General features: G+C 62.8%; 17 protein-coding genes. 6 read left to right on the top strand and 11 right to left on the bottom strand.

The window, feature by feature from the left end; all coding sequences use genetic code 11:
* Positions 1 to 275: 275 nt before the first annotated feature.
* Together pncB and gcvA are read right to left on the bottom strand one after the other, a co-directional pair.
* On the bottom strand, positions 276 to 1,580 hold the full coding sequence (pncB, locus tag AC0L25_RS30370) for a nicotinate phosphoribosyltransferase (RefSeq protein WP_473598844.1): 1,305 nt from the start codon (positions 1,578 to 1,580) through the stop codon (positions 276 to 278).
* Between the two features lie 137 nt (positions 1,581 to 1,717).
* Complete coding sequence (gcvA, locus tag AC0L25_RS30365) at positions 1,718 to 2,692, bottom strand: transcriptional regulator GcvA (RefSeq protein ID WP_473598843.1); 975 nt, start codon at positions 2,690 to 2,692, stop codon at positions 1,718 to 1,720.
* A gap of 234 nt (positions 2,693 to 2,926) precedes the next feature.
* Between gcvA and speB the strand changes: the two genes are divergently transcribed.
* The 5 genes from speB (at position 2,927) to AC0L25_RS30340 (ending at position 6,660) form a co-directional block, all read left to right on the top strand.
* Positions 2,927 to 3,988, top strand: coding sequence for an agmatinase (gene speB, locus AC0L25_RS30360; protein ID WP_473598842.1), 1,062 nt, complete (start codon positions 2,927 to 2,929; stop codon positions 3,986 to 3,988).
* An 87-nt stretch (positions 3,989 to 4,075) separates the two neighbouring features.
* Positions 4,076 to 4,879 carry a transporter substrate-binding domain-containing protein gene (locus tag AC0L25_RS30355; RefSeq protein ID WP_473598841.1) on the top strand — a complete coding sequence of 268 codons (804 nt, stop codon included), beginning with the start codon at positions 4,076 to 4,078 and terminating at the stop codon, positions 4,877 to 4,879.
* Positions 4,880 to 4,900: 21 nt separating this feature from the next.
* Positions 4,901 to 5,569, top strand: a complete 669-nt coding sequence (locus tag AC0L25_RS30350; protein ID WP_473598840.1) for an amino acid ABC transporter permease — start codon at positions 4,901 to 4,903, stop codon at positions 5,567 to 5,569.
* The gene (locus AC0L25_RS30345) at positions 5,566 to 6,213 is read left to right on the top strand and encodes an amino acid ABC transporter permease (protein WP_473598839.1); all 648 of its coding nucleotides are present in this window, start codon (positions 5,566 to 5,568) and stop codon (positions 6,211 to 6,213) included. The genes AC0L25_RS30350 and AC0L25_RS30345 overlap by 4 nt, the downstream gene beginning before the upstream one ends.
* Positions 6,214 to 6,306: 93 nt before the next feature.
* Positions 6,307 to 6,660, top strand: a complete 354-nt coding sequence (locus AC0L25_RS30340; RefSeq protein WP_473598838.1) for a hypothetical protein — start codon at positions 6,307 to 6,309, stop codon at positions 6,658 to 6,660.
* Positions 6,661 to 6,699: 39 nt separating this feature from the next.
* Here AC0L25_RS30340 and AC0L25_RS30335 read toward each other — a convergent pair whose 3' ends face one another.
* A complete protein-coding gene (locus tag AC0L25_RS30335; protein ID WP_473598837.1) occupies positions 6,700 to 8,103 on the bottom strand; it encodes an MATE family efflux transporter in 1,404 nt (467 codons plus the stop codon).
* A 303-nt stretch (positions 8,104 to 8,406) separates the two neighbouring features.
* On the opposite strand from AC0L25_RS30335, the gene AC0L25_RS30330 reads away from it, so the two are divergent.
* Positions 8,407 to 8,985 (top strand): histidine phosphatase family protein, encoded by a 579-nt coding sequence (locus AC0L25_RS30330; protein WP_473598836.1) that lies wholly within the window; start codon positions 8,407 to 8,409, stop codon positions 8,983 to 8,985.
* A gap of 25 nt (positions 8,986 to 9,010) precedes the next feature.
* Here the strand turns inward: AC0L25_RS30330 and AC0L25_RS30325 are convergent, their stop codons facing one another.
* The 8 genes from AC0L25_RS30325 to AC0L25_RS30290 form a co-directional block, all read right to left on the bottom strand.
* Positions 9,011 to 10,597: an FGGY-family carbohydrate kinase gene (locus tag AC0L25_RS30325; RefSeq protein ID WP_473598835.1), complete on the bottom strand. Its 1,587-nt coding sequence runs from the start codon at positions 10,595 to 10,597 to the stop codon at positions 9,011 to 9,013.
* On the bottom strand, positions 10,594 to 11,277 hold the full coding sequence (locus AC0L25_RS30320) for an HAD family hydrolase (RefSeq protein WP_473598834.1): 684 nt from the start codon (positions 11,275 to 11,277) through the stop codon (positions 10,594 to 10,596). The genes AC0L25_RS30325 and AC0L25_RS30320 overlap by 4 nt, the downstream gene beginning before the upstream one ends.
* Before the next feature lie 40 nt (positions 11,278 to 11,317).
* Positions 11,318 to 12,796 (bottom strand): mannitol dehydrogenase family protein, encoded by a 1,479-nt coding sequence (locus AC0L25_RS30315; RefSeq protein WP_473598833.1) that lies wholly within the window; start codon positions 12,794 to 12,796, stop codon positions 11,318 to 11,320.
* Between the two features lie 72 nt (positions 12,797 to 12,868).
* Positions 12,869 to 13,639 carry an L-iditol 2-dehydrogenase gene (locus AC0L25_RS30310; RefSeq protein ID WP_473598832.1) on the bottom strand — a complete coding sequence of 257 codons (771 nt, stop codon included), beginning with the start codon at positions 13,637 to 13,639 and terminating at the stop codon, positions 12,869 to 12,871.
* The gene (locus AC0L25_RS30305; RefSeq protein WP_473598831.1) at positions 13,636 to 14,640 is read right to left on the bottom strand and encodes an ABC transporter ATP-binding protein; all 1,005 of its coding nucleotides are present in this window, start codon (positions 14,638 to 14,640) and stop codon (positions 13,636 to 13,638) included. The genes AC0L25_RS30310 and AC0L25_RS30305 overlap by 4 nt, the downstream gene beginning before the upstream one ends.
* A 50-nt stretch (positions 14,641 to 14,690) precedes the next feature.
* Positions 14,691 to 15,515: a carbohydrate ABC transporter permease gene (locus tag AC0L25_RS30300; RefSeq protein ID WP_473598830.1), complete on the bottom strand. Its 825-nt coding sequence runs from the start codon at positions 15,513 to 15,515 to the stop codon at positions 14,691 to 14,693.
* Positions 15,516 to 15,722: 207 nt separating this feature from the next.
* A complete protein-coding gene (locus tag AC0L25_RS30295; RefSeq protein WP_473598829.1) occupies positions 15,723 to 16,595 on the bottom strand; it encodes a carbohydrate ABC transporter permease in 873 nt (290 codons plus the stop codon).
* Positions 16,596 to 16,750: 155 nt separating this feature from the next.
* On the bottom strand, positions 16,751 to 18,061 hold the full coding sequence (locus tag AC0L25_RS30290) for an ABC transporter substrate-binding protein (protein WP_473598828.1): 1,311 nt from the start codon (positions 18,059 to 18,061) through the stop codon (positions 16,751 to 16,753).
* Positions 18,062 to 18,293: the final 232 nt, after the last annotated feature.

Here is an 18,293-nt window from a genome sequence, read left to right as displayed (position 1 = left end):
GTGGGTGGGAGGGTAAGTGCGAGGACCAGAAGGAAACAGGGAAGCAACTGAGCTACCTGGTTATGGCAGCGCTCTATGGCGCCCCCCTCTGTCCTGCCGGACATCTCCCCCACTTGGGGGGAGATCGGCAGTTTCGCCGCCGGCTCTCCCTCTGCGACTTTGGTGATTGGCGAAAGCGGCAATGACGGCGCAATCTCCCCCCAAGTGGGGGAGATGTCCGGCAGGACAGAGGGGGGCGCGACGGAACTCATCCTATCCCACGAGTTCCCTCACCCTCACACCTTAACCAGCTGCTCCACGCGGTCTTTCTCGCCAAATATACGCAGGTAACGTTCGATCTCTTTCTCGTCACCGGTGGCCTTGGCTGGATTATCGGAGAGCTTGACCGCCGGTCGGCCATTGGCTTCGGTGACCTTGCAGACCAGCGAGATGGCGTCGAGCCGGTTGGTGTCGGTCGGCGCGCAGCCCTCGAAATCATTGGTCAGGTTGGTGCCCCAGCCGAAGGACATGCGCACCTTGCCGTGGAAATGGCGGTAGGTTTCCTCGATGGTCTCGACCTCGAGCCCGTCGGAGAAAATCAGGAGCTTCTGTCTGGGGTCCTTGCCCTTTCCGCGCCACCAAGAAAGGATCTTTTCGCCGCCTTCGATCGGCGGTGCGCTGTCGGGGCGGAAGCCGGTCCAGTCGGCGATCCAGTCCGGCGCGTCACGCAGGAACGCCGCGGTGCCGAAGGTGTCCGGCAGCACGATCAGCAAATTGCCGCCATAGTAGCGCTGCCAGTCCTGCAGCACCTTGTAGGGCGACTGTTTCAATTCCTTTTCCGAATTGGCGAGCGCGGCGAACACCATCGGCAGTTCATGCGCGTTGGTGCCGAGCGCTTCGAGGTCGTTGTCCATGGCGAGCAGCACGTTGGACGTACCAGTGAAAGCCTCACCGATGCCTTCCTTGAGCGCTTCGACGCACCAGCGCTGCCACAGGAAGGAATGACGGCGGCGGGTGCCGAAGTCGGAAATGCGGATATCGGGCAGCGCTTTCAGCCGCTCGGTTTTGGCCCACATCTTGGCCTTGGCGCGGGCATAGAGCACGTCGAGCGCAAACGGCCCGAACGCCCGCATGGCCGCGCGAGATCGAAGTTCATTGATAATTGCCAGCGCCGGGATCTCCCACAGCGTCGTGTACATCCACGGACCGCTGAAGCTCAATTCGTACTGGCCATCGCGCTTGGAAAGCTCGTATTCCGGCAACTGGAAATTTTCGAGCCAGGCGAGGAATTCCGGTTCGAAAATCTGCTTGCGGCCATAGAAAGTGTTGCCGCCGAGCCAGATCATCTCCTTCTTGGAAAAGCGCAAGGTGCGGGCATGGTCGAGCTGATCACGCAGCTCCGTCTCATCGATCTCGTCGGCAAGGCGGACCGAGGTGGTGCGGTTGATCAGCGAGAAGGTGGCGTCGACCTCGGGATACATGCCCCAGATCATCTGCAGCATCAGCAGCTTGTAGAAATCGGTGTCGAGCAGGCTGCGGACGATCGGGTCGAGCTTCCAGGTGTGGTTGTAGACGCGCCGCGCTATATCGGTCTTAGTCATGTCTCGATGCCGCCTTCACTGCTCGCTCCCTGCGGAATGCCTCTTAGCATTGAATTATTGAATGCGCCTCTCGCTTTGCGAACTGGCCCGACAAAAAGAAAACCTGCGGCAAGCGCGCGGCTCCGGCAATTGCAGCCTCAGGACGCGGTCTTGGCGCCGATCACGCGCAGCGCCGGGCGCTTCCTGCGGATGCCGATGCGGCCCGCCACCGGCGCATCGGCGCGGCCGTCGGCCTGTTCTTTCTCGGCAAACAGCCAGTCGATGAACAGCTGCACGATCGGCGCCGACCTCATCTCGTTGCGGCAGACGACGTAGAAATCGTCGACCGCCGGCACCGACAGGCTGAACGGCGCGACAAGCAGTCCCCTGGCGAGCAGTCCGCTTGCGGTCACCGTATCGCCCAGCGCCACGCCATGGCCGTGAACCGCGGCCTCGCTCGCCATGCGCGCGTCGCCGAGATGGTGGCGGCGGCCGCGCTCCAGATCCAACGCATCGGCGGCGGCCAGCCAGGTGTGCCATTCGCGGCCGTCGTCGCCATGCAGGAAGACATGATCGGCGAGATCGCGCACGGTGCGGATCGGACGATTGTTGATCAGCGTTGGGCTGACCACCGGGAAGAGTTCGAGACCCGACCATTTGCGCATCCAGCAATCGGTCCAGCTGCCGTCGCCATAGTGCACGCAGATGTCGATGTGCGGCGCGCGGATGTCCTTGGCGTCATTGGATGGGATCAGCGTCAGCCTGATATCGGGATATTGCGAGGTGAAACTGCCGAGCCGCGGGATCATCCACAGCAACAGCAGCGCCGGCACGCAAGACACCGAGAGGGCGCCGGTGCTCGCCGGCCTCGTCATGCGCTGCGTGGCGGCAGCAATGCCTTCGAAGGCGGTCGACACCGCCGGCAGCAATTCGGCACCGTGCGGCGTGAGCTTCACCCGCTGGCCGGCGCGCTCGAACAGCTTGACGCCAAGCGACTGTTCGAGCGCCTTGATCTGATGGCTGATGGCGCCATGGGTGACGTTCAGTTCAGCCGCCGCCTTGGTCAGCGAGGCGTGGCGCGCCGTCGCCTCGAAGGCCCGCAATGGATTCAGGGGAGGCAGACGCTTGGCCATCGGAGCCTCGAAGGGTCACGATCCCCAGAAGTGGAACCCGGTTTTCGGATAAGATCGTGCTCAACATTAATGTGAGATTTTCTCACAGCAAAGATCCTAACAATATCAATTGATTTTTCAATGCAGCTGCAAGACACTTTGGGTCGAACAGCATCAAGACGTGAAATCCGCAGGCAGCCGGCAGGATGGCGACCGTCATTGATGGCCGCTCCGCACCAGCCATGGAGGACCGACATGGGTTATAACAGCGGCAAGCTCCAAGCGTTGCGCCGCAAATATGGCGAGAGCCATGGCGGCGAGATGTTCGACCCGAAGTTCCGGCGCGTCGCCGACAAGATCTTCTCCAAGAGCGGCACGCGGCTGGCGCCCTATTCCGGCATCCCGACCTTCCTCGCCGCGCCTTACCGGGAAGTTGCCGCCGACAATCCGGATTTCGGCGACCTGCAGGTGGCGATGATCGGCGTGCCGATGGACCTTGGCGTGACCAACCGGCCGGGCTCCCGCTTCGGACCGAGGGCGCTGCGCTCAATCGAGCGCATCGGTCCCTACAACCATGTGCTGGAATGCGCACCGACGCATGAGCTGAAGGTCGCCGACATCGGCGACGTGCCGTTCCAGAGCCGCTACCGGCTGGAGACCAGCCATGACGACATCGAGCGCCGCACCAACCAGATCGTCGACGCCGGCGTACTTCCGTTGTCAGTCGGTGGCGATCATTCGATCAGCCATCCGATCCTGAAGGCTGTCGGCAAAAAGGCGCCAGTCGGCATGATCCATATCGACGCCCACTGCGATACCAGCGGCCTGTTCGATATGACCAAGTTCCACCATGGCGGGCCGTTCCGCAACGCGGTGCTGGACGGCGTGCTCGACCCGTCGCGCACCATCCAGATCGGCATCCGCGGTTCAGCCGAATATCTGTGGGAGTTCACCTACGAATCCGGCATGACCGTGGTCCATGCCGAAGAGGTGACCGGCCTCGGCATCCCCGCCATCATTGCGAAGGCGCGCCAGATCGTCGGCGATGGCCCGACCTATGTGTCCTTCGACATCGACAGCATCGACCCGGCCTTCGCGCCGGGCACCGGCACGCCGGAAGTCGGCGGCCTGACGACGCGGGAAGTGCTTGAACTCCTGCGCGGCCTGAAGGGGCTCAACATCGTCGGCGGCGACGTCGTCGAGGTGGCGCCGCAATATGACGCAACCACCAACACCGCCCATGCCGGCGCGCAAGTGCTGTTCGAGATCCTCAGCCTGATGGTCTTCAGCCCGGCGATCTCAGGCAACAAAGCCTGACGCATCAGACAAGAACTTCCAAGGCGACCGCCGCACTGGAGCCGGCGGCCGCATTCAAAACGAACAAGCTTCCAGCAGGGAACGACAATGACACTTCCTATGAAGCTCAAATCATCCATCGCCGGCGTGCTGCTGCTCGCCGGCCTCGGTATTGCCACCCAGACCGCCAATGCCGACGCGGTCGACGACATCACCAAGGCCGGCGCCATCAATGTCGGCATTTTCTCCGACTTCCCGCCCTTCTCCTCGGCCAGCGCCGATATGAGCATCAAGGGCTATGACATCGACGTGGCGCAGTTCATCGCCGACCAGCTCAAGGTCAAGCTCAACCTGGTCAGCGTGACCGGCCAGAACCGCATTCCGTATCTTACCGACAAGCGCGTCGACGTCCTGATGAGCGTCGGCTACTCCAAGGAGCGAGAGCAGGTGATCGATTTCGCCGCCGCCTACGCGCCCTACTATATCGCCGTTATCGGCCCGGCCGCGCTCAAGATCGAAGGCAAGGACGATCTCGCCGACAAGTCGATCGCCGTCAACCGCGGCACGCTGGAAGATACGTCGCTGACCGAGGCAGCACCCGCCTCGGCCGACATCCGCCGTTTCGACAACTACAATTCCGTCATCCAGGCCTTCATCTCGGGTCAGACCCAGCTGATGGTCGTCGGCAACGATGTCGGCGCCCAGGTGCTCGCCCGCCAGGAGGCGCTGAAGCCAGAACAGAAGTTCCAGCTTCTCACTTCGCCGTCGCATATCGGCCTCAACAAGAACGAGGACCGCCTGAAGCAAGCCGTGAACGATGCGGTCGCCAAGATGCTGGCCGACGGCAAGCTGGACGAAAGCTCGAAGGCCTGGCTCAAAACACCGCTCAATCCCGACAACCTCAAGGATTGATCTCCGGGTTAAGGACCTATCATGGGCTACAGCCTCGACTTCGGCTGGCTTGCCGATGCGATGGGTGCGATCACACGTGGAGCGGCCACGACGGTCCTTTTGATCGTCGTGACCACGCTCGCGGGGACGTTCCTCAGCATCCTCGGCGCGGCGGGCCGGCGAAACGGCCCTCTGCTGCTCAAGCGGGCGATCGGCATCTATGTCGAAATTATCAGGAACACGCCATTTCTGGTGCAGCTGTTCTTCATCTTCTTCGGGCTGCCCAGCATCGGCGTGAGGCTCGATCCGCTGCTGGCCGCCATGCTGGCAATGACGCTCAACATGGCGGCCTACACGATCGAGATCGTCGGCGCCGGGCTCGACGCCGTGCCGCGCGGACAGACGGAAGCAGCGCTGGCGCTTGGGCTCCGGCCGCGCCAGTTGTTCGTCAAGATCGTGCTGCCGCAGGCGCTCAAGGTGATCTTTCCGGCGCTGACCAGCCAGATCATCATCATGATGCTGGAGTCCGCCGTGGTGTCGCAGATCGCGGTGCGCGAACTGACCTACGAGGCCGACATGCTGCAGGCGCGCACCTTCCGTGCTTTTGAGACCTATTTCGTGGTGACGATGGTCTATCTCGTCCTGTCGATGGGGCTGCGCCGGCTGCTGATCAGCGGCGGCCGCCGCGCTCTGGGAGCCGGCGTGTCATGATTGAATTCACCTTCTGGGATATTGTCCGCAACCTTCTGTTCGCCGCGCGCTGGACGGTGCTTTTGTCACTGGCGGCCTTCGTCGGCGGCGGCGTGGTCGGGATGCTCGTGCTGTTCTTCCGGATCGCCAAGAATAAATGGGCGCGGCGGCTTGCGTCGGGCTACATCGCGCTCTTCCAGGGAACGCCGCTGCTCATGCAGCTCTTCCTGATGTTCTTTGGCCTGCCGATGCTGGGCTTGCGCATCGAACCGTGGACCGCCGCAGCACTTGGCCTCACCTTCTTCGCCAGCGCCTATCTCGCCGAGATCTGGCGCGGCGGTGTCGATGCGCTGCCGCGCGGCCAGTGGGACGCCGGCGCCAGCCTCGGCCTCCACTATCTGCAGGAACTCCGGCTGATCATCCTGCCGCAGGCGTTCTCGATCACCCGCGCGCCGACCGTCGGTTTCCTGGTGCAGCTGATCAAGTCGACCGCGCTGACCTCGATCATCGGTTTTGAGGAACTGGTCAGGACATCCAACGCGATCAACAACGCGACCTTCGAACCCTTCACCGTCTACGGGCTGGTGGCGCTGATCTTCTTCGTCATGTGCTTCCCGCTGACGCAATACGCTCGTTCGCTTGAACGACGGGCGACTACAAACTAGGAAGTTGCCTCTTCGGAGCTATCTCCTTGTTGGAAGAAGAGTTCTGTGTACTCTCCACAATGCTTTCAGGAAGGGCTTGGGGTGAGAATTGCAATGTTCGTCGCGTTAGCCGCGACAGTGGCTGGATGCGCGACCTCTCCGGTCGACTATGCAGCGTCGCTTTCGAAGCAAGACCAGAAATGGGCGTCGCCGGAATGCCAGCAAGCCCGCATGGAAGCTTCGGACTACGACGCTCGCGAAAAAAAGCAGCCGGGCTGGGGAACCGGCGTCTTTCTTGGTCCGTACGGATTAGGGCTTGCAGCAGCCATCAAGGAGCACCAGCAGAAGCAACGAAAATTGTTCGCCCGCGCGGTGCACTTGCGGTGCTCAAGCCTTCCACTGCCAAAGGAGTTGCAAAGCGACTTAAGCCCACAGGCCGCGAGTGCAAGTCAGACGAAATATCCATAGACGTCACGATCCCGCCTCCTCGCGACGAAGCCGCTTTCATCAACGCCCAAAGGAGAGCGGCGGTGCGATACGATCCCGCCGCAGCCAGCGCGCCAGAAGCAGCGCAGCCACCACCGCCAGCCCCAACGACAGGCCGATCCAGATGCCGACACCGTCGAGCCCGGAATAAAAGGCGAGCAGCACGCCGAGCGGCAGGCCGATGCCCCAATAGCCGATCGCCGCATAGATCATAGGCACCGTGGTGTCGTGCAGGCCGCGCAGCATGCCGGCGGCCACGGCTTGGGCGCCGTCGAAAATCTGGAACAGCGCGGCAAAGGCCAGGAACGACACGGCAAGCCCGATCACCCTGGCGTTGGCCGGGTCACCGAGACTGATGAAGGCGCTGATCAGCAGCTGCGGCCACAGGATCATCACCAGCCCCATCAGCGCCATGAATGAGACGCCGATGACAAAGGCGGTCCAGCCGGCGCGGGAAACCCCTTCCGGGTTGCAGGCGCCATGGGCGAGCCCGACGCGGACCGTCGCCGCCTGGTTGAGGCCGAGCGGCACCATGAAGCTGACCGAGGCGATCTGGATGGCGATGGCATGCGCCGCGAGGGAGGCCGCGTCGATCAGGCCCATGAGAAGGGCTGCCGCGTTGAAGATCGTCACCTCGAAGGCGAGGAGGCCAGCGATCGGCAGGCCGAGCCGCAGCAGGCCCTTGAAGCGGGGCCAGTCGGCCCGCCAGAAGCGCCCGAACAGCTGATAACGGCGAAACTTCGGCTCAAGCATCACCACCGCCGCCATGCCGACGAACATCAGCGTGCTGGACAGCGTGGTGGCGAGGCCGGAGCCGGCGATGCCCATCGAAGGGGCGCCAAGATTGCCGAACATGAACACCCAGTTGAAGAAGACATTGCAGGCGACGGCAACGAAGACGATGACCAGCGCCCAGCCAGGCCGCTCCAGCGCTGAGATGAACGAGCGCAGGACGATATAGCCGTAGAAGGGCAGCACCGCCCATTCAAGCCAGCGCAGGTAAATGCCGGCCTGATGCGCCAGCGCCGGCTCCTGGCCCATGGCCAGCAACACGGCCTCGCCGTACCAGAGAAAAATCCAGATCGGGATTGAGATGAGGATCGCCAGCCACAGGCCTTGCCGCACGGTGCGGCGCAGATCGCGCACCGAGTGACGACGGCGGCCGAGTTCCGTGGCGATCATCGGCGAGGTCGCCAGCATCAGGCCAAGCCCGAAGATCAGCGGCATGAAATAGAGGTTGGCCCCGAGCGCGCCGCTGGCCAGCGTGTCCGGACCCAGCCGCCCCATCATCATGACATCGGTGGCGGTCATCGCGGTCTGGCCGAGATTGGTGAGCACCATCGGCCAGGCGAGCGCCAGCGTCGCCCTGATTTCCTGACGCCAAAGATTTTCCGGCGCGCGAGCGCCGGCTTGGATCGCAGACATTTTTTCGCCTATCCGATTGCGGCGCGTCGGCTAAAAAGCCGGAAGCCACGTCTCAGCGCGGAAAATGGCCGTGATCGGCCCGGATTCCGCATTAACAGCACGGCTTGTCTACGAAACGGGCAGCTATGACAAGAGGCTGGCTCAGAGGAAGAGTTGAGCCAGCAAGGGGTACGGTCTCATCGCGCCTGTTTGGCCTGCCTGTTAGGCCCGCCTGTTTGGAGAGAGCACAGAAGCCGCTATGATTGCGTCGTTGCTCGATCTGAAGAGCGGGCATCACATCGGATTCCATCGAAAGGCATGAGGATGAGCGCGTTTCCTGAGATTTACCTGGTTCGACATGGCGAGACGGAATGGAGCGCGTCGGGAAAGCACACCGGGCGGACCGACATACCGCTGACGTCAGCCGGTGAGGAAGCCGCCGGGCGGGTCGCTGAGCGGGTGCAGGGCCTTTCATTCCAGGCCGTCTGGTCGAGCCCGTCGCAGCGCGCCTTCAAGACTTGTACGCTGGCCGGCTTCGGTTCGGCCGGCGTGAAAAAGGCCGATCTGGCGGAATGGGATTACGGCGCGTACGAGGGGCTGACGACAAAGCAGATCCGCATCGAACGGCCTGGCTGGCGTCTCTTTCGCGACGGCTGCCCTGACGGCGAGGCGGCAGACGACGTCGGCGCAAGGGCGGATCGGATCGTTGACGAACTGCGCGAGGTCAACGGCAATGTCTTGGTGTTTTCAAGCTCTCACTTCCTGCGGGTGCTGGCCGCGCGCTGGCTCGGCCTGCCGCCGCAAGATGGCGCTCTGTTCGTGCTGGATACCGCCAGCATAAGCGTACTCGGCTACGACCACGACCTTAGCGAACCAATCATCCGGCGGTGGAATCAGAGATAGCAGACGCATTGCAGGCCATTCGCACCTACCCGATCGCGTCCAGCGCCTGTCTCTGCCGATGCATTTCCAAAAACACCCGGTAGTCGCGGTCGAACCGGCCGGCGGCCGCCGGATTGGGCTCCCGCGTCTTGCCGCCCTGCTGCATGGCGACGCAGGCGGCATTCAAATCGGGAAAAAGCCCGGCGGCAGTGGCGGCGATCATGCCGGTGCCGAGCAACACCGCCTCGTCGGCCAGCGGCTCGACCACCGTGCAGCCGGTGGCGTCGGCATAAAGCTCCATCAGCAGCGGATTTTTGGTGTGACCGCCGGTGACATGCAGCGTGTCGATCAGGTAGCCGTTCTCGTTCAGGGCTTCCAACACATGGCGCACCCCTAGCGCGATGCTTACGGCGGTGCGCCAATAGAGCTTGCACAGGCTGTCGAAGGAGGAATCCAGCGTCAGGCCGCTGATGACGCCAACCGCATGCGGATCGGCGAGCGGCGAGCGGTTGCCGTGGAAATCCGGCAGCACATGCAGCCTTCCGGCAAGATTCTCGCCCTCTATGGCGCGCAGTTCAGCGACGCGCCGGGCGATCCTGGCGTGCATGGCGGCGTCCGGCTCACCGCCGGCGCCGTGCCAGCGGATGATGTGATCAAGCAGCGCGCCGGTGGCCGACTGGCCACCTTCCGACAGCCACAGGCCGGGAAGCGCCGCGCCATAATACGGGCCCCAGACGCCGGCAAAGGGTTGCGGGTCGGGCGACATCGCCATGACGCAGCTCGAGGTGCCGGCGATCAGCGCCAGATGGCGGCCGATGTTGGTTTCATCGCCGGCAAAACCGCCGAGCACGCCGAGCGCGCCGGCATAGGCGTCGATGACGCCGGCGCCGACGCGGCATTGTTCGGTAAGACCAAGCTCAGCCGCAGCTTCCGCGCTCAGCCGGCCAACATCGGCGCCGACCGGGCTGGCCTTGTCGGGCAGATTGCCATGCTCGAAAAGATCGCCGAGCCCAACGGCTTGGAAGAAGTCGTGCCGCCAGCCGGTTTCTTCATGCGCCAGATAGGTCCATTTGGCGGTCAGCGTACATTGCGAACGGGCGAGCGACCCGGTCGCCTTCCAACTGAGAAAGTCGGCGAGGTCGAATAGATGGCCGGCTTCGTTCCATGTTCCGGGCAGGTTGCGCTTCAGCCACATCAGCTTCGGCGTCTCCATTTCCGGCGACATGACGCCGCCGATATAGTCGAGCACGGCATGGCGGCTTTCGGTGCATTCATCGGCCTCGGCAATGGCGCGGTGATCGAGCCAGACGATGGTGTCCCAGCGCCTTTCGCCTGACACCGAGACGCTGAGCTGGCCACCATCCTTGCCGCGCACCACCAGCGAGCAGGTGGCGTCGAAGGAGATGCCGACAATGTCCTCCGCTGCCAGGCCGGCCTTTTCACGGGCGGTGCGCACGGCAATGCAGACCGCCGACCAGATATCCTGCGAATCGTGCTCGGCGTGATCGGCCTTCGGCCGGTTCATGACGATCGGGTGCTCAGCGCGACCGAGCAAGGTGCCTCTGGTGTCGAGAATGCCCGCACGGGCGCTCCCGGTGCCGACATCGACCGCGCAAACGAAACTTTTCGTCAAGGTGTTCTTGCTCTCGCTCCCAGGCCTGCAATCAGATCGGGCAATTGCAGCATGTCAGCGAATATAAAGTCCGGTTCACTCGACGCAAGCCGCGCTTTCAGTGCCGGGTTACCGGCATGCGAACCGCCGGTGAAGGCAAGGACGCGCATGCCCGCCGCCCGTGCCGCCGCGACCCCGGCGGGGCTGTCCTCGACGACGAGACAATTTTCCGGGATTGCTCCCATTTTGACAGCTGCGTGGAGAAACAGATCCGGCGCCGGCTTGCCCCGCGCCACCATGGCGGCGCTGAACAGATGCGGCTCGAACAGCCCGAGCAGCCCGGTGACGTCGAGCGCATAGCGGATACGCTCCAGCGTGCCGGAGGAAGCAACACAGCAGGGCATGGCGAGGCTCGGCAGAACCTGCCCGATACCGGGGATCGGTTTCAGCTCCTCGCGAAATTTGCGCATCAGCTCGACGCGCATCTCGCTCAGGTGCTGGTCGGTGATATCAAGCCCGAAGTCGCGGCCGAGGATTTCGCGGACACTTTTCATGCTCTTGCCGAGGAAATGTTCATAGGCGGCGTCCTCGCTGACACTGCCGCCGGCGAGCGTGATCATGCCAAGCAGCGCCGAAACGGACAGCCCCTCGCTATCAACCAGCACGCCGTCGCAGTCGAAAATGACCAGGTCAGGCGTCATTGCGGGCCTTCATGGCGGGCCTTCATGCATTGAGCCGATCTTAGAGATTGCCGGCGAGATAGCGCGTCAGCGTCGTACGTGCGCCATTGGCCCAGAGCGCCTTGAGCGCATTGGCAAAGGCTTCGACAAACGGCGCCGAGCGGCCGACCTCGCCATAGATGTCTTCCATGGCCAGCCAGGCGGCAGGCGTATCCTTTGCCGCCCTGGCGGTCGTCTGCAGCCGGTCCCAACTCGGATCATTGGGTTCGATGACGGCGCCGGAATCTGTGGTGCCGAAGCAGTAGCGGCACCACAGCGCCGATTCCAGCGCCAGGCCGGCGACGCCCTTGCCGGCCTTCAGCCGGTCCGCGATGGTCGGGATGATGAATTTCGGCTGCCGGTTGGAGCCGTCAAGGCAGAGCCTACGGATGGTGTCGCCGATCTTCGGATTGGAGAAGCGGTGCTCGATGAGTTGATAATAGTCTTCCAGCACGGTGTCCGGCACCGGCGGCACGGTCGGGATGATCTCGTCATGCTCCAGTCTGTCGAGAAAGCCGCGCACCAGCGGCTCCTGCATCGCCTCATGGACGAAATGGATGTCCATCAGCCCGGCCGGATAGGCGACGGTCGCATGACCGCCATTGAGGATGCGGATCTTCATCAGCTCGTAGGGCGCAACATCGCTGACGAACTGTACACCGACCTGTTCCAGCGGCGGCCTTCCGTCGGTGAAACGATCCTCCAGCACCCATTGCCTGAACGGCTCGCAGAACACCGGCCAGTTGTCATCGAGACCGAATTCGCTCGACAGAATGCCACGCTCGCGTTCGGTGGTGGCCGGCGTGATGCGGTCGACCATGCCGTTGGGAAAGGCGACGTTCTCGCTCACCCAGTTCGCCAGATCCTCGTCAATCAGGCGGGCGAGACCGATCACGCCATCGGCGGCGACATGGCCGTTGTGAGGGATGTTGTCGCAGGACATGATTGTGAAGGGCACGATGCCGTCGTCGCGGCGGCGCATCAGCCCGGCAAGAATGATGCCGAAGACAGTCTTCGGCGTTGCTCCCGGCTGCGCATCGGCGACGATATCGGGATGGGTCGGATTGAACATTCCCGACGCCGGGTCGATGAAGTAGCCGCCCTCGGTGATGGTCAGCGAAACGATCCTTATCGCCGGATCGGCAAGCCGTTCGATGATCACGCCCGCGTCGCCCGGCATCAGGAAGTCGATCATGACGCCGGTGACGCGGGCGCTCATGTGGTCAGAATCCTGCTCGACCACGGTGGTCAGCCAGTCCTGCTCCTGCAATTTGCCGCGGCCGACCTTTTCGCCCTCGAAGACGCCGGCGCCGACAATTGCCCAGTCGTGGCCGAGGCCCGCATTGAACAGGTCGTCGAGATAGACGGCCTGATGCGAGCGATGGAAGTTGCCGACGCCGAAATGTACGATGCCGGCCTTGAGCGCGGCGCGATCATATTTCGGGCCGGCGACCTCAGGCGGAAGCTTGGCGAGGATGGAAGAAGAGAGTTTCACGGTCATCTGCTTTTACCCTTTTGGCGGGACGGCTCTTCCCCCCGTGGAGGAGACGGGGAGAAGAGCGCCTTCGCCCCCTCAACTCATCCACTGGCCGCCATCGACATTGTAGGTCTGGGCGACGATATATTCGGCGTCGCCGCTGGCCAGGAACACCGCCATACCGGTGAGGTCTTGCGCCGTGCCCATGCGGCCATAGGGCACGGCTTCGCCGACCAGTCTCTTCTTCTCGCCCTTCGGCCGGTTCTCGTACTTGGCGAACAGGGCATCGACATGGTCCCAGTGCTCGCCGTCGACGACGCCGGGCGCGATGGCATTGACGTTGATGCGGTGCTTGATCAAGTCGAGCCCGGCCGACTGGGTGAGCGAGATGACGGCAGCCTTGGTGGCGCAATAGACGGCAACCAGCGCCTCGCCGCGGCGCCCGGCCTGGCTCGCCATGTTGATAATCTTGCCGCCCTTGCCGCGGGCGATCATCGAGCGGGCGGCGGCCTGCAGCATGAACAGCGTGCCGGCGACATTGACGGAAAACAGCCTGTCGTAGCTTGCCTTGCTGATCTCGACGATCGGCGCCAGGTCGAACAGAGCGGCGTTGTTGATCAGAATGTCCAGCCCGCCGGTCCTTGTCTCGACCGCTTTGACCGCCGCCTCGATCGAAGCGAGGTCGGTGACGTCGAGCTTGACCGCATAGGCTTTTGCGCCGATCTCCGAAGCGGTCTTTTCGGCGGCTTCGAGATTGATGTCGCCGATGGCGACCGTGGCGCCCTCGCGGACATAGGCTTCGGCCAACGCCCTGCCGATGCCGCGCGCCGATCCGGTGATCAGCGCCGATTTGCCCTCGAGCCTCATTGCACCACCGCCTTTCCGTCGGCGCCGAAGCGGTGCAGCTTGGTCTTGTCCGGCGTCAGATAGATCGTGTCGCCGTGATGGGCGGCCAGTTCACCGTCGGCGCGCACCGTCAGCGGCCCGACGCCGTCGGCTTGAACGTGCAGAAATGTGTCGGAGCCGAGATGCTCGGCAACGCCGACCGTGGCTTTCCATTCGCCTGAAGTCGTCGAGATGTTCATATGCTCGGGACGGATGCCAACGGTCTTGGCGCCATGTTTGGCCGCCGGCCCACCTTCGATCAGGTTCATCTTCGGCGAACCGATGAAGCCGGCGACGAACAGGTTCTTCGGCGTCTTGTAGAGCTCCATCGGCGAGCCGACCTGTTCGATGTTGCCGGCATTGAGCACGACGATCTTGTCGGCCATGGTCATCGCCTCGACCTGGTCGTGGGTGACGTAGATCATCGTCGTCTTGAGCTGATGATGCAGCTCGCTGATCTCCAGCCGCATGGTGCCGCGTAGTGCTGCGTCGAGGTTGGACAAAGGTTCGTCGAACAGGAAGGCTGATGGCTGGCGCACGATGGCGCGGCCGATGGCGACGCGCTGGCGCTGACCGCCGGAGAGCTGGCCGGGGCGGCGATCGAGATAGTTAGTGAGGTTCAGGATGCGCGCCGCGTCCTTCACCTTCCTGTCGATAGTCGCCTGGTCCTCCCCCGCCATTTTCAGCGGGAAGGCGATATTCTTGGCAACGGTCATGTGCGGATAAAGCGCATAGGACTGAAACACCATGGCCAGCTTGCGCTTGGCCGGCGCCTCGCCGGTGACGTCGCGGCCGTCGATGTTGATGGTGCCGGCGGTGGTGTCCTCCAGCCCGGCGATCAGCCGCAGCAGCGTGGACTTGCCGCAGCCCGACGGGCCGACGAAGACGACGAACTCGCCGTTCTCGATGACCAGGTCGATGCCCGGAATGATGATTGTCGACCCGAACGATTTGGAGACGTGCTTGAGCGTGATGTTTCCCATGGTTTCCTCCCCGAGGGGTTATTGTCCGTCGTTCATCGCTTGCGGCGGTGTTACTTCACGGCGCCAAATGTCAGGCCGCGCACCAGCTGCTTCTGGCTGAACCAGCCCATGATCAGGATCGGGGCGATCGCCAGTGTCGAGGCGGCCGAAAGCTTGGCCCAGAACAACCCTTGAGGGCTTGAGAAGGAACTGATGAAAGCGGTGAGCGGCGCGGCCTCGGTGGTGGTCAGCCGGATCGTCCAGAACGCTTCGTTCCATGCCAGGATGATGTTGAGCAGCATCGTCGAGGCGATGCCCGGCACAGCCATCGGCGTCAGCACATAGACGATCTCGTTCCAGAGCGATGCGCCGTCCATGCGCGCCGCTTCCAGGATCTCGCCAGGGATTTCGCGGAAGTAGGTGTAGAGCATCCACACCACGATCGGCAGGTTGATCAGCATCAGCATGATCATCAGGCCGATGCGGCTGTCGAGCAATCCGGTGTCGCGGAAGATCAGGTAGATCGGGAACAGCACGGCAACCGCCGGCATCATCTTGGTGGAAAGCATCCACATCAGGATGTCCTTGGTCCACTTGCCCGGCGAGAATGCCATCGACCAGGCCGCCGGTATGGCGACGAGCAAAGCCAGGACAGTCGAGCCCACCGACAGGAACACCGAGTTGAGGAAGAACTTGAAGTAGCCGCTCTGCGCCTCGACCGCCGTATAGCTCTCCGTGGTTCCCGACGGAAACAGGTTGAAGCCCTGGATGGCCTCCTGCTCCGATTTGAACGAGGTGATGATCGTATAGAGGATCGGGAAGAAGATCAGCAGGGCGACGATCCAGGCGGCCGCGGTCGCGATCGTCTTGTGCTGGGTGCTGACTGCACGTGCCATGGTCAGGTCCTCCCGTATCGGCGATATTGGCGGCAGGGTCGACCCCCACTCCGGTTTGCTGCGCAAACCACCTCTCCCCCGATCGACGGGGTAGAGGAAGGGCGCGGCTTCGATGCAGGCGTTTCCTCTGCCCCGGGCAGGGGGAGAGGTGTCCCGCGTAGCGGGACGGAGTGGGGGTGGTTCAGCGCCCGTAGCATCGTTTCCTCCTTATTTGTCCAGATTCTTGCCGACCGCGCGCATGGCGAAGAAGGCGACGATGTTAGCGAGAATGACGGCGAGGATACCGCCGGCGGATGCCTGGCCGATTTTGAACTCCAACAGTGCCTTCTGGTAGACGAGGAAGGGCAGGTTGGTGGAGGCGTAACCCGGGCCGCCATTGGTGGTGACGAGGATCTCGGCATAGACCGACAGCAGGAAGATCGTCTGGATCAGTATGACGACGGTGATGGCGCGCGACATGTGCGGCAGCGTCAAATAGATGAAGCGGCTGATGAAGCCGGCCCCGTCCATCTCGGCGGCTTCCTTCTGCTCGCCGTCGAGCGACTGCAGGGACGTCAAGAGGATCAATGTCGCAAACGGCAGCCACTGCCAGGCGACGATGATGATGATCGCCAGCATGGGATACTGCCCGAACCAGTCGATCGGCTGCCCGCCGAAGAAGCGCGCAATGTCGGCAAAGACGCCGTATTGCGGATGCATGATCATGTTCTTCCAGACCAGTGCGGCGACCGGCGGCATGACGAAGAACGGCGAGATAACGAGGATGCGGACGATGCCCTGTCCCCACATCGGCTGATCGATCAGCAGCGCCAGCAGGATGCCGCCGATCACCGTGATCAAAAGCACGCTGCCAACGAGGACAAGCGTGTTGAGGATCGACTGCAGGAATGCCGGATTGGAATAAAAAAGGGCGTAGTTCGAGAAGCCGACGAACCCGTCTCGGATCGGGTTGAGCGGATTGTACTGCTGGAAGGAGAACCACAGGGTGAATGCCAGCGGAACGATCATCCAGACGAACAGCAGCACCACGGATGGCGCCATCATGAAGCGGGCAAGCGAACGGGTCTGCTGAGTAGCCATGACGGTCACCCTTCAACGGTCAGCCAAATTTTCAGAGTTTGCCAATTTTTCAGAGTTTTGACGGTGGCCGCCCGAACTGGGATTCGGGCGGCCGCCTGCTGGTCAAGGTGCGGGCCGGCCATGATGGGCAACCGGCGTTCGGCACCGGGAGGAGCCTACTGGATATAACCGCCTTCGGTCATCGTTGCGGTGGCGGCGTCCTGGGCCTGCTTCAGAGCATCATCGACGCTCGTCTGGCCGGCGAGTGCGGCCGAGAACAGCTGACCGACGGTGGTGCCAAGGCCCTGGAACTCGGGTATGGCGACGAACTGGACACCGACATAAGGCACCGGCTTGACGGTCGGATGCGTCGGATCGGCGGCGTTGATCGAGTCCAGCGTCATCTTGGCGAACGGCGCCGCCTTCTGGTATTCCGGGTTGGCGTACAGCGAGGAGCGCGTTCCGGGCGGAACATTGGCCCAGCCTTCCTTCGATGCGACGAGCTCGAGATAGTCCTTGCTGGTTGCCCAGGATACGAACTTCTGAGCGGCGTCAGCCTTCTGCGTGCCGGCGGGAATGGCCAGCGACCACGCCCACAGCCAATTGCCGCGCTTGCCCAAGCCATTGTCGGGCGCCAGCGCATAACCGACCTTGTCGGCGACCGTGGAGTTCTTCGGGTCTGAGACGAAGGAGGCAGCGACGGTGGCGTCTATCCACATGCCGCACTTGCCCTGCTGGAACAGCGCCAGGTTTTCGTTGAAGCCGTTCGAAGATGCGCCCTCCGGGCCGTTGGCCTTCATCAGGTCGACATAGAACTGCAGCGTGTTCTTCCACTCCGGCTGGTCGAACTGCGGCTTCCAGTTCTCATCGAACCAGCGTGCGCCGAAGGAATTCGACATGGCGGTCAGGAAGGCCATGTTCTCGCCCCAGCCGGCCTTGCCGCGCAGGCAGACGCCGTTCACGCCACTGGCGCGATCCGTCATCTTCTCGGCGGCCTGCTTGATGAAGTCCCAGGTCGGCGCGTCGGGCATGGTCAGCCCGGCCTTCTCCATCAGGTCCTTGCGGTACATGACGAAGGAGCTTTCGCCGTAGAACGGTGCCGCATAAAGCTTGCCGTCGACCGAGAGGCCACCGGCGATGGCCGGGATGATGTCCTTGACGTCATAGTCGTCGCCGAGCTTGTCGAGCGGCAGCAGCCAGCTCTGCTTGGCCCAGATCGGAACCTCGTAGGTGCCGATGGTCATCACGTCATACTGGCCGCCCTTGGTGGCGATGTCGGTGGTGACGCGCTCGCGCAGCACGTTCTCCTCGAGCGTGACCCACTGGAGCTGGATGTCGGGGTTCTTGGCGGTGAAGTCGTCGGTCAGCGTCTGCATGCGAACCATATCGCCATTGTTGACGGTGGCGATGGTGATGGATTCGGCATGCGCGGCGAACGCGAGGGTGCTGGCCGACAACAGACCCAGGGTGAGCGTGCGAAGTTTCATGAAATTCCTCCCATAGACCAAGCTGAGCATTTGCCTTGGCTTTGGGCAATTACTCACTCTGCATGATTTATGTCAAGCCGGATTCGTTGCTGCAGCGCAGCACGAAAGCTCATGCGGCATCCGCTTCCGGAGGCTTAAGGGAATATCTCAAGCCGGCTAGAGCGTCGGACGCTCAGGTTGAATCGAGAGGGGATTCCAGTGAGGCGACGTTCGTGATTCACTTCCTGTAGGA

Source organism: Mesorhizobium sp. WSM4813 (assembly GCF_055811555.1).
This window is presented reverse-complemented; position numbering and strand designations above follow the sequence as displayed.

What these genes read in the sequence shown, in the direction of transcription:
- pncB (WP_473598844.1), bottom strand. Translation starts at nt 1,580, where the DNA reads ATGACTAAGACCGATATAGCGCGGCGCGTCTACAACCACACCTGGAAG.
- gcvA (WP_473598843.1), bottom strand. Translation starts at nt 2,692, where the DNA reads ATGGCCAAGCGTCTGCCTCCCCTGAATCCATTGCGGGCCTTCGAGGCG.
- speB (WP_473598842.1), top strand. Translation starts at nt 2,927, where the DNA reads ATGGGTTATAACAGCGGCAAGCTCCAAGCGTTGCGCCGCAAATATGGC.
- AC0L25_RS30355 (WP_473598841.1), top strand. Translation starts at nt 4,076, where the DNA reads ATGACACTTCCTATGAAGCTCAAATCATCCATCGCCGGCGTGCTGCTG.
- AC0L25_RS30350 (WP_473598840.1), top strand. Translation starts at nt 4,901, where the DNA reads ATGGGCTACAGCCTCGACTTCGGCTGGCTTGCCGATGCGATGGGTGCG.
- AC0L25_RS30345 (WP_473598839.1), top strand. Translation starts at nt 5,566, where the DNA reads ATGATTGAATTCACCTTCTGGGATATTGTCCGCAACCTTCTGTTCGCC.
- AC0L25_RS30340 (WP_473598838.1), top strand. Translation starts at nt 6,307, where the DNA reads ATGTTCGTCGCGTTAGCCGCGACAGTGGCTGGATGCGCGACCTCTCCG.
- AC0L25_RS30335 (WP_473598837.1), bottom strand. Translation starts at nt 8,103, where the DNA reads ATGTCTGCGATCCAAGCCGGCGCTCGCGCGCCGGAAAATCTTTGGCGT.
- AC0L25_RS30330 (WP_473598836.1), top strand. Translation starts at nt 8,407, where the DNA reads ATGAGCGCGTTTCCTGAGATTTACCTGGTTCGACATGGCGAGACGGAA.
- AC0L25_RS30320 (WP_473598834.1), bottom strand. Translation starts at nt 11,277, where the DNA reads ATGACGCCTGACCTGGTCATTTTCGACTGCGACGGCGTGCTGGTTGAT.
- AC0L25_RS30315 (WP_473598833.1), bottom strand. Translation starts at nt 12,796, where the DNA reads ATGACCGTGAAACTCTCTTCTTCCATCCTCGCCAAGCTTCCGCCTGAG.
- AC0L25_RS30310 (WP_473598832.1), bottom strand. Translation starts at nt 13,639, where the DNA reads ATGAGGCTCGAGGGCAAATCGGCGCTGATCACCGGATCGGCGCGCGGC.
- AC0L25_RS30305 (WP_473598831.1), bottom strand. Translation starts at nt 14,640, where the DNA reads ATGGGAAACATCACGCTCAAGCACGTCTCCAAATCGTTCGGGTCGACA.
- AC0L25_RS30300 (WP_473598830.1), bottom strand. Translation starts at nt 15,515, where the DNA reads ATGGCACGTGCAGTCAGCACCCAGCACAAGACGATCGCGACCGCGGCC.
- AC0L25_RS30295 (WP_473598829.1), bottom strand. Translation starts at nt 16,595, where the DNA reads ATGGCTACTCAGCAGACCCGTTCGCTTGCCCGCTTCATGATGGCGCCA.
- AC0L25_RS30290 (WP_473598828.1), bottom strand. Translation starts at nt 18,061, where the DNA reads ATGAAACTTCGCACGCTCACCCTGGGTCTGTTGTCGGCCAGCACCCTC.